The sequence below is a fragment of the Thioclava sp. PTB-PU3-1 genome (assembly GCF_055666785.1).
Genome location: NZ_JBVNVL010000003.1, coordinates 259,864 through 273,235 on the forward strand (window position 1 = coordinate 259,864; position 13,372 = coordinate 273,235).

Consider the following 13,372-nt stretch of genomic DNA (forward strand, 5'->3'; position numbering starts at 1 on the left):
ACGCCCACCGGAAACGTGTGACGGGCCGCAACGGCCCGTTTTTTGTTTTTGTAGGATCGGAAAGAGAGACATGACCGACCTGATCGCCAAGACCGCCATCGACCGGCGTCTGGCCGAGATCGTGACCCCCGTGATCGAGGGGCTGGGCTTCGAGCTCGTGCGGCTGCGGCTGCAGGGCGGCAAGACGGCCACGCTTCAGATCATGGCAGACCGCCCCAATGGCGGGATCATCGTGGACGATTGCGCCGCGATCTCGACCGCCGTGTCCGCGGCTCTCGATGTGGAAGACCCGATCGAGGACAAATATACGCTGGAAGTGTCGTCGCCCGGGATCGACCGGCCGCTGACGCGCTTTAAGGATTTCGACATCTGGGAAGGCTACGAGGCGAAGATCGAGACCTCCGAGCAGATCGACGGACGCAAGCGCTTCAAGGGTATCCTGCGCGGCACCGAAGGCTCGGAAATCCTGATCGAGCTGGACGAGAACGGCGAAGACGTCGTGATCGGCCTCCAGTTCGACTGGCTCGCGGATGCGAAGCTGGTGCTGACCGATGAGCTGATCGACGAGATGCTGCGCCAGAAGAAGGCGACCGAAAGCGTCGACGAAGCTGAATTTGACGAGATTGACGATTCCCCCGAGGAGGAGAACTGAGATGGCCATCACGGCAGCCAACCAGCTTGAGCTTCTGCAGACCGCCGAGGCGGTGGCGCGCGAAAAGATGATCGACCCGGATCTGGTGATCCAGGCGATGGAAGAAAGCCTCGCGCGTGCGGCGAAGTCGCGTTACGGCGCGGAGATGGACATCCGCGTCTCGATCGATCGCAAGACCGGCAAGGCGACCTTCACCCGCGTCCGCACCGTCGTCGAAGACGAGGAGCTGGAGAACTATCAGGCCGAGCTGACCGTCGAGCAGGCGAAGCAGTATCTCGACAACCCCTCGGTCGGCGATCAGATCGTCGACGAGGTGCCGCCGGTCGATCTGGGCCGTATCGCCGCGCAATCGGCCAAGCAGGTCATCCTGCAGAAGGTCCGCGAAGCCGAGCGTGATCGTCAGTACGAAGAGTTCAAGGACCGCGTGGGCACGATCATCAATGGCATCGTCAAGCGCGAGGAATACGGCAACATCATCGTCGATGTGGGCCGTGGCGAAGCGATCCTGCGCCGTAACGAGAAGATCGGCCGCGAGAGCTATCGCCCGAACGACCGCATCCGCGCCTACGTGAAAGACGTGCGCCGCGAGACCCGTGGCCCGCAGATCTTCCTGTCGCGCACCGCGCCGGAATTCATGGCCGAGCTGTTCAAGATGGAAGTGCCGGAAATCTACGACGGCATCATCGAGATCAAGGCTGTGGCCCGCGATCCCGGTTCGCGCGCGAAGATCGGCGTCATCTCCTATGACAACTCGATCGACCCGGTCGGCGCCTGTGTCGGTATGCGCGGTTCGCGCGTGCAGGCCGTCGTCGGTGAGCTTCAGGGCGAGAAGATCGACATCATCCCGTGGAACGAAGATCAGGCGACCTTCCTCGTGAACGCGCTGCAGCCGGCCGAAGTGTCGAAAGTGGTGATCGACGAGGAAGCGCAGAAGATCGAAGTCGTGGTCCCGGACGAGCAACTGTCGCTCGCCATCGGCCGTCGCGGTCAGAACGTGCGTCTGGCTTCGCAGCTGACCGGTCTGGACATCGACATCCTGACCGAAGCCGAGGAATCGGCGCGCCGTCAGGCCGAGTTCGCCGAGCGCACCAAGCTGTTCGTCGACGCGCTGGACCTCGACGAGTTCTTCGCGCAGCTGCTCGTTGCCGAGGGCTTTACCTCGCTCGAGGAAGTGGCCTATGTCGACATGGACGAGCTGCTGTCGATCGAAGGCGTGGACGAGGACACCGCAGGCGAACTGCAGGCCCGTGCCCGCGACGTGATCGAAGAGCAGAACCGCAAGGCGCTCGAAGCGGCGAAGGAAATGGGCGTCGAGCAGTCGCTGTTCGACTTCGAAGGCCTGACCCCGCAGATGATCGAGGCGCTCGCGAAAGACGACGTCAAGACGCTGGAAGATTTCGCGACCTGCGCCGACTGGGAACTGGCCGGTGGCTGGACCACGGTCGACGGTCAGCGCGTGAAGGATGACGGTCTGCTCGAGAAATTCGACGTGAGCCTCGAAGAGGCGCAGAACCTGATCATGACCGCGCGTATTCAGCTGGGCTGGGTCGACCCGTCCGAGCTGGAAAGCGACGCGGAAGACGAAGGCGAAGAGGAAACCGAGGAGGAGGCCGAGGCGTAAGCCTCGGTCCCGACCGGAGAGGAGCTTAGATGAGTCGCGGCGGAAAGCCGAAAACCAACGACGACCCCGAACGGCGCTGCATCGTCACCGGCGATGTTCAGCCGAAGGCGGGGCTTGTCCGCTTCGTGCTCGGACCCGATGGGATGATCTACCCGGACGTGGCAGGCAAACTGCCCGGCCGCGGCATCTGGGTCACCTCCGAACGCAGCGTCATCGAGACGGCGATGAAAAAGGGATTGTTTGCTCGCGCAGCGAAGCAGGCGGCCAAAACCCCAGAAAATCTGGTGGAATTGGTGGAACTGGCCCTTGCCTCTCGCGTTGTGGAGCTTATTTCTCTGGAGCGGAAAGCTGGCAAAGCGGTTGTCGGCTTCGAAAAGGTCAAGGGCTGGCTGGCCGAGGGGCGCGCGAAAGTGCTGCTACAGGCAAGCGACGGCTCGGACAGGGGCAAGGGCAAGCTGTGGACGCCCGAAGGCGGGCGCTGGTTCGGCTGCCTCACCTCTCAGGAATTGGGTTTGGCATTCGGCCGCGATCGTGCGATACACGGCGCGCTTGCAGCCGGTGGCCTCACCCGGCGCGTAATTGAAGACGCATCGAGGCTTGCGGGCGTACGCAAGCAGGACGGCGGCAAGACCGCCATGAAGGATACGAAGACGGCATGAGCGATACGGACGGCAAAAAGACTCTCGGACTGGGCGGCGGGCGCCCCGGGCAGGTGAAGCAAAGCTTCTCGCACGGGCGCACCAAGAACGTCGTGGTCGAGACGAAAGGCAAGAAGCGGGTGCTGAACAAACCGGCGGCAGGCGCTGGTAAGGGAGGGGGTAACAAAACTTCCCTTGGCGATCCGTCGAAGCGCCCCGCCGGGATTTCCGACGCCGAGATGGAGCGTCGCCTGAAGGCGCTTCAGGCCGCGAAGGCGCGTGAGGTCGAAGAGGCCGCCGCCCGCGAGGCCGAGGAAAAAGCCCGCGAAGAAGAACGTGAGCGTCGTCGCGCCGAGGCTGAGGCCAAGGAGCGCGAGGAGCGTGAACGCGAAGCAGCCCTGAAGGCCAAGGCTGAAGAGGACGAGCGCAAGAAGCGCGAGGCCGAACTTCGCGACAAGAAGAAAGAAGAGATCCGCAAGGGCGGACCGAAGAAGGACACTCCGGTCGATCAGGCTGCCGTGGAGGTTGCTGCCGCCCGCGCCGAGACCAAGGGTGTGTCCGCTTCGGGTCCGCGCAAGACGGATCGTGAGCGTGACACGCGCAACGATCGCAACAACAAGGGCAACGACCGCGGCAACCGCCGTTCGGGCAAGCTCTCGCTGAGCGATGCGCTCTCGGGTGGCGAAGGCCGCCAGCGTTCGCTTGCTGCGATGAAGCGCAAGCAGGAGAAGGCCCGTCAGAAGGCGATGGGTGGCTCGCAGCGTGCTGAAAAGCAGTCGCGCGAAGTGCAGCTTCCCGAGACGATCATCGTGTCGGAACTCGCCAACCGTATGGCGGAGCGCGCGGCTGACGTGGTCAAAACGCTCATGAAGATGGGCATGATGGTCACCGCGAACCAGACGCTCGACGCCGATACTGCGGAACTCGTGATCGAGGAATTCGGTCACCGGTCCGTGCGCGTCTCGGATGCGGATGTCGAACAGGTCATCGATCAGGTCGACGACAAGGAAGAAGATCTTCAGCCGCGCCCGCCGATCGTCACGATCATGGGTCACGTCGATCACGGCAAGACCTCGCTGCTCGACGCGATCCGCAAGGCGAACGTCGTCTCCGGCGAAGCTGGCGGGATCACGCAGCATATCGGCGCCTATCAGGTGCAGACCGAGAGCGGCGCGACCCTGTCCTTCCTGGACACGCCCGGCCACGCGGCCTTTACCTCGATGCGCGCACGCGGTGCCAATGTCACCGATATCGTGGTGCTCGTGGTGGCGGCCGATGACTCGGTGATGCCGCAGACGATCGAAGCGATCAATCACTCGAAGGCCGCTGGCGTTCCGATGATCGTTGCGATCAACAAATGCGACAAGCCCGATGCGGATGCCCAGAAGGTCCGCACCCAGCTTCTGCAGCACGAAGTCGTCGTCGAAGAGATGTCGGGTGACGTGCAGGACGTGGAAGTTTCGGCCAAGACCGGCAAGGGTCTCGACCAGCTGCTTGAAGCCATCGCGCTTCAGGCCGAACTGCTCGAACTCAAGGCGAACCCCGATCGCGCCGCGCAAGGTGCTGTGATCGAAGCCAAGCTCGACGTGGGCCGTGGCCCGGTCGCGACGGTTCTGGTGCAGAACGGCACGCTGCGCAAAGGCGACATCTTCGTCGTCGGCGAGCAGTGGGGTAAGGTCCGCGCGCTGATCAACGACAAGGGCGACCGCGTCGATGAGGCCGGTCCGTCGGTTCCTGTCGAGGTGCTTGGCATCAACGGCACGCCCGAGGCTGGCGACGTTCTCAACGTCGTCGAGACCGAGGCGCAGGCCCGCGAGATCGCCGAATACCGCGAGCAGGCCGCCAAGGACAAACGCGCCGCTGCCGGTGCCGCGACGACGCTGGAGCAGCTGATGGCGAAAGCCAAGGCCGACGAAAGCGTCACCGAACTGCCCGTGCTGGTGAAGGCCGACGTGCAGGGCTCGGCGGAAGCGATCGTTCAGGCGCTCGAGAAGGTCGGCAACGAAGAGGTGCGCGTGCGCGTGCTGCATTCGGGCGTCGGTGCAATCACCGAATCCGACATCACGCTGGCCGAGGCGTCCAACGCGCCGGTCATCGGCTTCAACGTTCGTGCCAATGCGCCTGCGCGCAACGCCGCGAACCAGAAGGGCGTCGAGATCCGCTACTACTCGATCATCTATGATCTGGTGGACGACATCAAAGCCGCCGCTTCGGGCCTCCTGTCGGCCGAGATCCGCGAGCACTTCATCGGCTATGCCGAGATCAAGGAAGTGTTCAAGGTCACCGGCGTCGGCAAGGTCGCGGGTTGTATCGTCACCGAGGGCGTGGCCCGTCGTTCGGCTGGCGTCCGCCTTCTGCGCGACAACGTGGTGATCCACGAAGGCACGCTGAAGACGCTCAAGCGCTTCAAGGACGAGGTCAAGGAAGTGCCCTCCGGTCAGGAATGCGGCATGGCCTTCGAGAGATACGACGATATCCGCCCCGGCGATGTCATCGAGATCTTCGAGCGCGAAGAGGTCGAGCGGACGCTCTGATCCTTCGGGACCGAGTTAGGAATATAGAAACGGGGGCCTTCGGGCCCCCGTTTTGCATCTGTGGCTGTCATTCGGCTGCGTCAGCGATTGACGGGACGCCCGGCAAATAGCGCATCGCCGACACGCACGAGGATGCGCCCGCAATCCAGCGTCCGTTCGTAAACGCCCTGAACGAAGACGCTGCTGCCGATCTGAATGGTTCTGAGCATGAGGTTCCTCCCTTGAGCGCTCATTAGAAGCGCAAGGTCTTAAGGAACGACAAATGGAAACGGTCTGCCCTTCGCGTTAGACGCGAGAGGTGGGAAAAAAGATCACAAAGGTTAACCGCGCAGTAACCCCGATCAGAGCCAATCGCGCAGAATCGGGATCAGGGGGATATCCGCCGGCGGCATCTCGTAGTCGCGCAGGTCCCGCGCCCGCGCCCAGGCGAGGGTCTGCCCCTCTTGCGGGCTGACGATCCCCTCCCACTTCCGGCAGGCAAAGAGCGGCATGAGCAGGTGGAAGTCGTCATAGGCGTGGCTGGCGAAGGTCAGAGGTGCGAGGCAGCTCTGATGGGTCTGGATGCCCAGCTCCTCGTCCAGTTCGCGGATCAGCGCGGCTTCGGGCGTCTCGCCTGCTTCGACCTTGCCGCCGGGAAACTCCCACAGACCTGCCATCGACTTGCCCTCGGGGCGCTGTGCCAGAAGCACGCGCCCGTCGGCGTCGATCAGCGCGACAGCGGAGACCAGAACCATCTTCACGAACGATAATCCGCGTTAATGTCGATGTAGCGGTGGGTCAGATCGCAGGTCCAGACCGATTTCGAGGCGCGGCCAAGACCGAGATCGACGCCGATCACGAGTTCATCATTCTTCATATAGGCGCTCGCGGCCTCTTCGGAGTAATCCGGCACGCGCCAGCCTTTCTCGGCCACGACCATGTCCCCGAAGGAAATCTTGAGCTTGTCGCGATCGGCCTCGGCCCCGGACTTGCCGACAGCCGCGACCACGCGGCCCCAATTCGCGTCCTCGCCCGCAATCGCGGTCTTCACCAGTGGCGAATTCGCAATCGACATCGCGATCTTATGGGCATCCTCGTTCGAGCGCGCTCGCGTCACGCGGATCTCGACGAATTTCGTGGCCCCTTCGCCGTCTTTGACGACCTGATGCGCGAGATCCATCATCACGTCGCGCAGCCCGGCTTCGAACGCCTTCGCAGGCTCCGAGCGCAGATCGGCGATTTCGGCGGCGTCGGATTTGCCCGTCGCCGCGACGATCAGCGCATCCGAGGTCGAGGTGTCGCTGTCCACGGTGATCGCGTTGAACGTGTCCTCCACCTGCCGCGACAGCATCTTCTGCAGCCGCGCCGGCGTGATTTTCGCGTCGGTGAAGATATAGACCAGCATCGTCGCCATATTCGGCGCGATCATCCCCGAGCCTTTTGCGATCCCGGCGATCTTGATCTTGCCGCCTTCGCCCTGAACTTCGGCAAAGGCGCCTTTGGGATAGGTGTCGGTCGTCATGATCGCGCGCGCGGCATCCTCGATCCCGGCAGGGGAGAGGCGCTGCGTCAGGCTGTCGATCACCGCGACGATCTTGTCATGCGGAAGCGGCTCGCCAATGACGCCGGTGGAGGACGAGAACACTCGGCTGATCGGCATGTCGAGCGCGTCGGCCACCGCACCGGTCACCTTGTCGACGCTCTGCTGACCGCTTTTCCCGGTAAAGGCGTTGGCGTTGCCCGAGTTGACGATGATCGCGGCACCCGTCTCGGCAGGCGCGCGCATCGCGAGCTTTTCCTGACAATCGAGAACGCAGGCCGCGCGGGTGGAGGAGGTGGTGAACACGCCCGCGATCGAAGCGCCCGGCGCGACCCGCGCCAGCATCACATCGGTACGTCCGGCATATTTTACCCCCGCCGCGGCGGAGGCGAATTCGACCCCCGCGATTTCCGGAAGATCGGGAAATTTCGCGGGGGCGAGCGGCGAAATCGTGACCGATTTCGCCTTGGTTTGCGCCGCAGAAGCGGCAGGGGCGGGCGCGGTGGAAAGGTCGGACTTCAGCGCCTTGACCTTGGCGCGGAGCTTCTTGACCTTGGCCTTCAGCTCCTTGGTGTCCTTCAACTTTTTCTTCGCCATCGCGCCCGCCTTTTGATCGATCAGTTGCTACCCAAGATGGATTGATCTTTCAGAACGCTCGGATCAATCCCGTCGGTCATCTTGTCGATTTTGGCTTCGCCCACAACAGCCTTTACGCGTTTTTGGACAGCCTCTTGGCGAATATCGCCTTCGAGCTTCTTGCGCACATCGGCCAGTTTCGGCGCGTCGACCATCTTCGTGCCGAGCAGCTTCACGACATGCCAGCCGTACTGGGTCTGGATCGGACCGGCGACTTCGCCGTCCTTCATGCCTGCAACCTCATCGGCGAAGGGTTTGACCATCGCATCGAGCTTGAACCAGCCCAGATCGCCGCCGTTCGCCGCCGCACCATCGGTCGAGTTCTTCTTCGCCAGTTCTGCGAAGTCGGCGCCGTTATCGATCTCTTTCTTGATCTTCTCGGCCTCTTCCTTGGTTTTCACGATGATATGGGCCGCGTGATATTCCTTGGTCGGCTCGGCCTTGGCGTATTTCGCGTCATAGGCTTTCTGCACGGCCTCGTCGGTCACGGCCTTGTCAGCGGTGTAGTTCAGCATCGCACCCGAGAGATACGCGCGCTTCTGCACTTCGAGAGCGATCTTGTCGCGCTGGGTGATGCGCTTCTCTTCGAGCTGGGCGAGCGCGGTCTGCTGGATCAGCTGCTCCAGGACGCCTTGGAACAGCTTGTCATCGGGCAGCTGCTGGTATTGCGCGGGCAGGCCGTCGCGTACCGTTTGCATCATGCCCAGCGTGATATCCTGACCGTTCACGGTGGCGACCACGGTGTCGGCGCTCAGGTCGGTGCGCGGCTTGGCGGCGGTTTCCGATTTCGCGGCATCCGCAGCGGCGGCAGGCACTTTCGCGTCATCGGCCTGTGCGATCCCGGCAGTCATTGCGCAGATCGCGACGCTCGCGAACAGTTTCGTCAGATTCGGCATCCTTGCCACTTCCTTTCTGCCGCGTCTCTAGGCGGCGTTGACAGTCTGGCAGCCGCCCCTTACATCGCCTAGGGCCTGTAAGAGCCATTTCGGCCTTGTTTCGCTAGCTCTTCTAGGCAAGCAAACCCTATGCGACAAGGCACAGGGAATAACGATCTGGTCAGCTACCCTCGGAGATTACATGCTCGGCATCGGAACACTCGCGAAGAAGGTCTTCGGCACGTCGAATGATCGTAAGGTGAAATCGGTGCGCCCGCTGGTGGCCAAGATCAACGCGCTGGAGGAGGAGTTCGCAGCCCTCTCCGACGAACAGATCATCGAGAAGACCCGCGAGTTTCAGCGCCGCGTTCAGGAAGAGGGCGAAAGCCTCGACAAGATCCTGCCCGAAGCCTTCGCCAACTGTCGCGAAGCCGCGAAGCGTGCACTCGGCCTGCGGGCCTTTGACGTGCAGCTCGTCGGCGGCATCTTCCTCCATCAGGGTAATATCGCCGAGATGAAGACGGGCGAAGGGAAAACCCTCGTCGCGACCTTCCCGGCCTATCTGAACGCGCTCGCGGGCAAAGGCGTGCATGTCGTCACCGTGAACGACTACCTCGCACGGCGTGACGCGGAGTGGATGAGCAAGGTCTATGGCGCGCTGGGTCTGACCACCGGCGTCGTCGTGCCCTTCCAGGCCGAGCCCGAGAAGAAGCAGGCCTACGCCGCCGACATCACCTATTCGACGAATAACGAGCTTGGCTTCGATTATCTGCGCGACAACATGAAGACCTCGGTCGACCAGATGATGCAGCGCGGCCATTTCTACGCGATCATCGACGAGGTCGACTCGATCCTGATCGACGAGGCGCGCACGCCGCTGATCATTTCGGGCCCGTCCGACGACCGCTCGGAGCTGTATATCACGCTCGACAAGTTCATCCCGAGCCTGAGCGAAGAGCATTACACCATCGACGAGAAGGCCCGCACCGCGACCTTCACCGAAGAGGGCAACGACTTCCTCGAGAACCTCCTGCTGGAGGCGGGCGTTCTGCCCGAGGGCCAGTCGCTCTACGATCCGGAAAGCACGACCATCGTGCACCACGTGAACCAGGCCCTGCGCGCCCATAAGCTGTTCTTCAAGGATCAGAACTACGTCGTGCAATCGGGCGAGGTCGTGCTGATCGACGAATTTACCGGCCGTATGATGAAGGGCCGCCGCCTCTCGGAAGGCCTGCATCAGGCCATCGAAGCCAAGGAAGGCGTCGAGATCCAGCCCGAGAACGTGACGCTGGCCTCGGTCACCTTCCAGAACTACTTCCGCCTCTACGACAAGCTCGGCGGGATGACCGGCACCGCGGCCACCGAGGCCGAGGAATTCGCCGAGATCTATTCGCTCGGCGTGGTTGAGATTCCGACCAACCGCCCGATCGCGCGGAAAGACGAACACGATCGTGTCTACCGGACTGCGCAGGAAAAATACGACGCCGTCGTCGAGGCGATCAAGAAGGCCAACGAGAAGGGCCAGCCGATGCTGGTCGGCACCACCTCGATCGAGAAGTCCGAGATGCTCTCGGACATGCTCAAGAAGGCCGGCATCAAGCACAACGTCCTGAACGCCCGCCAGCACGAGCAGGAAGCGACCATCGTCGCCGAGGCCGGTCGTCTGGGCGCGGTGACCATCGCGACCAACATGGCAGGCCGCGGCACCGACATTCAGCTTGGCGGCAATGTCGAGATGCGCGTGCAGGACGAACTCGCGGCGAATCCCGACGCCGATCCCGAAGAGGTTCGCAAACGGATCGACGCGGCGACCGCTGAGGAAAAAGCGAAAGTTCTGGAAGCGGGCGGCCTGTTCGTTCTCGCGACCGAGCGCCACGAAAGCCGCCGCATCGACAACCAGCTGCGCGGCCGTTCGGGCCGTCAGGGCGACCCGGGCCGCTCGCTGTTCTTCCTCTCGCTGGAAGACGACCTGATGCGGATCTTCGGCTCCGACAAGCTCGATTCGGTCTTGTCCAAGCTGGGCATGAAAGAGGGCGAAGCAATCGTCCACCCGTGGGTGAACAAGTCGCTCGAGCGCGCGCAGGCGAAGGTCGAGGGCCGCAACTTCGACATTCGTAAGCAGCTTCTGAAATTCGATGACGTGATGAACGACCAGCGGAAAGCGGTCTTCTCGCAGCGTCGCGAAATCATGGAAACCGAAGAGGTCGGCGAGATCACCCGCGACATGCGCGTTCAGGTGATCGAGGACCTCGTGGACCGCTTCATGCCGCCGAAATCCTATGCCGATCAATGGGATGTCGAAGGCATGCATCAAGAGGTGATCGAACAGCTGAACCTCGACGTGCCGCTTGCGGAATGGGCCGAGGAAGAGGGCGTCGATCAGGAAGTCGTCGCCGAGCGACTCGAGGAAGCGACTGATACGCTGATGGCCGAGAAGGCCGAGGCGTTCGGCGCCGACACGATGCAGATGATTGAAAAGCAGGTCCTGCTGCAGATCATCGACGCGAAATGGCGCGAGCATCTGGTCACGCTCGATCAGCTGCGCCAGACCATCGGTTTCCGCGGCTATGCGCAGCGCGATCCGCTGTCGGAATTCAAGACCGAGGGCTTCCAGCTGTTCGAGATCATGCTCGACAGCCTGCGCTCGGACGTGACGCAGCAGCTGGCCCGCATCCGTCCGCTCACCGAAGAAGAGCAGGCGCAGATGATGCAGGCGCAACAGCAGCAGCCCGCACCGACCGAAGCGTCGGCGGAAGCCCCGACCGAGGCGATGCCCGAGGTCGAGGTGGTGGGCGAGCCGCTTCCGGGATTCGACGAGACGAATCCGGCAACTTGGGGCGAGCCGTCGCGCAACGATCCTTGCCCCTGCGGGTCGGGCAAGAAGTTCAAGCATTGCCACGGGCAATTGGTTTGACACAACTCTGACGCGAATGTGGCAAAGTTGAGGCGGCTTCGGCCGCCTTTTCCATATCTTGTTGGAGTCATTGACTCTCTTGGCAGCTCCACCCCCCACGCCAGCCGCGTGAAGGGCGCGATTTCCCAATTCGCGCCGCAGCTTCGCCGCTTTCGGTCATTAGAAAATTATTAAGCAGTTTTCTAAGACAGACCCCAGTTCGAGGCGGCGATGCGCACCATTCGCAAGATATCCATGATCGGAGCGACGTTCCTGCTCGCCGCCGCGACCGGTCATGTGATGCAAAGCGTGGGTCCGCGCCCGCAACTCGGTGCGTCTTTGGTGGCAAGCTCGGTCAGTCGCGAGACTTGGAGAAATCGGGTCGAGCCGCGCGAGGAACCGCGGGTTCAGCTCATTTCGAAAACCGTTCTTCGCAATCCTCCCGTCTATCATTTCGCGACGGATTCCGGCGTCGGCATCGTGCCTGCGACGGTGCGCACATCCGGCGACCAGTTCACCTCTTCGCTTCCGCAACCGATGCCGTTGAAAACCGGCGCTGCCGATTGCGGGCACGCCGTCCTGTCGGTCACCCCCGCAGGCGATGGGCTTACCAAGCTGGAGCTGAATGCGCCGTGCCACCCCGATACGAAACTGACGATCCGCGATGCGTCGCTCTCGATCGCCGGGCAGACCGATAAGTCGGGGGCTTTCTCGGCTATTCTGCCGTTGCTTGCGCCGACGACGTCGCTGGAAGTCACCACCGGTGGCTCGACGATCGCACAGGTCGAGGCCGCGGCGTCGGGGCTCGATAAGATCAACCGCGCGATCTGGGTGACCGATGGACTAAGCCCGTTGCATCTGAACGCCTATGAGAACGGCGCGCAGTTCGACGATGCAGGCCATCTCGACGTGACCAAGCCGCGCACGCCGGACACCTCGCTGGGCGGCTATATGCAAAGCTTTACCTCCGCAGATGGCAAGCGCATCGAAATCTATACCGCACCCAAGACGCTCACCGCGCTCAAGCTGCAACTCGAAGCGACGCTGTCCTCCAACGATTGCGGCAAACCGGTCGGCGGGCGGCTGATGCGGATGCATGGCACTGGGACCGCAGCGATGCCGATCACCCTCGATCTGCCCGCCTGTCCGTCCGATGGCGGCGCGGTGGTTTTGCCGCTTGATGGGTTCGAGTCCCAGGGCTTGACCGCTCAGAAGTAACCCTCCGACCGCAGGCTGATCTCGCAGTCCTTACCGAGGATCAGGTGATCGTGCAGCACGATGCCGAAGAGCTTCGACGCCTCGTCGATCTGCCGTGTGAGGGCGATATCCGCCTCCGACGGGGTCGGGTCGCCCGAGGGGTGGTTATGCACCAGAATCAGCGCCGAGGCATTGGCCTCCAGCGCGCGCTTCATCACCTCGCGCGGATAGACGGGTACATGATCCACCGTGCCGCGGCCCTGTTCCTCATCCGCAATCAGCGCGTTCTTCCGGTCCAGCAGCAGCAGACGAAACTGCTCCGTCTCGGCATGGGACATCGCCATGTGACAGTAATCGACGAGCGCCTGCCACGAGCTGAGCACCGGGCGATGCATTACCTTCGAGCGTGCGAGCCTTTGCGCCGAGGCCTCCACCAGCTTCAACTCGATCACCACGGCCTCGCCCACGCCGGTCACTTGGCGCAGGCGGTGAGGCGGGGCAGAGACCACCCGCCCGAAATCGCCGAAGGTTTCGATCAGGCGACGGGCGAGGGGTTTGACGTCCTGCCGGGGGATCGCGCGAAACAGCACCAGTTCGAGCAGTTCGTAATCGGGCAGGGCCTGCGCGCCGCCTTCCATGAACCGCGTGCGCAGCCGTTGCCGATGATCGAACAGATAGGACGGTTTGGACGCGCCCGGCGGCGGACGGATCGCGGTGCCGCCGTTGAACAACGGCAGCGGAGGCTCCTGCATATGACGGGGCATCTGGTCCATGAAACAGACCATGAACGATTCGGATTGAAGAAAG

The 13,372-nt window shown here is 62.7% G+C and carries 11 protein-coding genes; 6 read left to right on the forward strand and 5 right to left on the reverse strand.

What is annotated here, in order from left to right; genetic code table 11:
- Positions 1-70: 70 nt before the first annotated feature.
- Genes rimP through infB form a run of 4 tightly spaced genes read left to right on the forward strand, consistent with a single transcriptional unit; the run spans position 71 to position 5,445 of the window.
- A complete protein-coding gene (gene rimP / locus ACZ7GB_RS10985; protein WP_078522234.1) occupies positions 71-652 on the forward strand; it encodes a ribosome maturation factor RimP in 582 nt (193 codons plus the stop codon).
- A gap of 1 nt (position 653) precedes the next feature.
- Positions 654-2,273 (forward strand): transcription termination factor NusA, encoded by a 1,620-nt coding sequence (gene nusA, locus ACZ7GB_RS10990; protein WP_078522235.1) that lies wholly within the window; start codon positions 654-656, stop codon positions 2,271-2,273.
- Positions 2,274-2,302: 29 nt separating this feature from the next.
- Positions 2,303-2,932 carry an RNA-binding protein gene (locus ACZ7GB_RS10995; protein ID WP_078522236.1) on the forward strand — a complete coding sequence of 210 codons (630 nt, stop codon included), beginning with the start codon at positions 2,303-2,305 and terminating at the stop codon, positions 2,930-2,932.
- Complete coding sequence (gene infB / locus ACZ7GB_RS11000) at positions 2,929-5,445, forward strand: translation initiation factor IF-2 (protein ID WP_078570702.1); 2,517 nt, start codon at positions 2,929-2,931, stop codon at positions 5,443-5,445. Before ACZ7GB_RS10995 ends, infB begins: the two co-directional genes overlap by 4 nt.
- A gap of 80 nt (positions 5,446-5,525) precedes the next feature.
- Here infB and ACZ7GB_RS11005 read toward each other — a convergent pair whose 3' ends face one another.
- The 4 genes from ACZ7GB_RS11005 to ACZ7GB_RS11020 all read right to left on the reverse strand — a co-directional run bounded on the left by ACZ7GB_RS11005 (position 5,526) and on the right by ACZ7GB_RS11020 (position 8,496).
- Complete coding sequence (locus ACZ7GB_RS11005; protein WP_256365680.1) at positions 5,526-5,654, reverse strand: hypothetical protein; 129 nt, start codon at positions 5,652-5,654, stop codon at positions 5,526-5,528.
- Between the two features lie 132 nt (positions 5,655-5,786).
- Positions 5,787-6,185, reverse strand: a complete 399-nt coding sequence (gene mutT / locus ACZ7GB_RS11010; RefSeq protein ID WP_078522238.1) for an 8-oxo-dGTP diphosphatase MutT — start codon at positions 6,183-6,185, stop codon at positions 5,787-5,789.
- The gene (gene argJ / locus ACZ7GB_RS11015; protein WP_472158679.1) at positions 6,182-7,561 is read right to left on the reverse strand and encodes a bifunctional glutamate N-acetyltransferase/amino-acid acetyltransferase ArgJ; all 1,380 of its coding nucleotides are present in this window, start codon (positions 7,559-7,561) and stop codon (positions 6,182-6,184) included. Before argJ ends, mutT begins: the two co-directional genes overlap by 4 nt.
- A 20-nt stretch (positions 7,562-7,581) precedes the next feature.
- On the reverse strand, positions 7,582-8,496 hold the full coding sequence (locus ACZ7GB_RS11020) for a peptidylprolyl isomerase (protein ID WP_472158680.1): 915 nt from the start codon (positions 8,494-8,496) through the stop codon (positions 7,582-7,584).
- Positions 8,497-8,677: 181 nt separating this feature from the next.
- Between ACZ7GB_RS11020 and secA the strand changes: the two genes are divergently transcribed.
- Entirely contained in the window at positions 8,678-11,389 is a 2,712-nt protein-coding gene (secA, locus tag ACZ7GB_RS11025) for a preprotein translocase subunit SecA (RefSeq protein WP_472158682.1), read from the forward strand.
- Positions 11,390-11,623: 234 nt separating this feature from the next.
- On the forward strand, positions 11,624-12,586 hold the full coding sequence (locus ACZ7GB_RS11030) for a hypothetical protein (RefSeq protein ID WP_472158683.1): 963 nt from the start codon (positions 11,624-11,626) through the stop codon (positions 12,584-12,586).
- Here the strand turns inward: ACZ7GB_RS11030 and radC are convergent.
- Positions 12,577-13,338, reverse strand: a complete 762-nt coding sequence (gene radC, locus ACZ7GB_RS11035) for a RadC family protein (protein WP_098412388.1) — start codon at positions 13,336-13,338, stop codon at positions 12,577-12,579. The two genes, ACZ7GB_RS11030 and radC, sit on opposite strands and share 10 nt — an antisense overlap.
- Positions 13,339-13,372 lie beyond the last annotated feature (34 nt).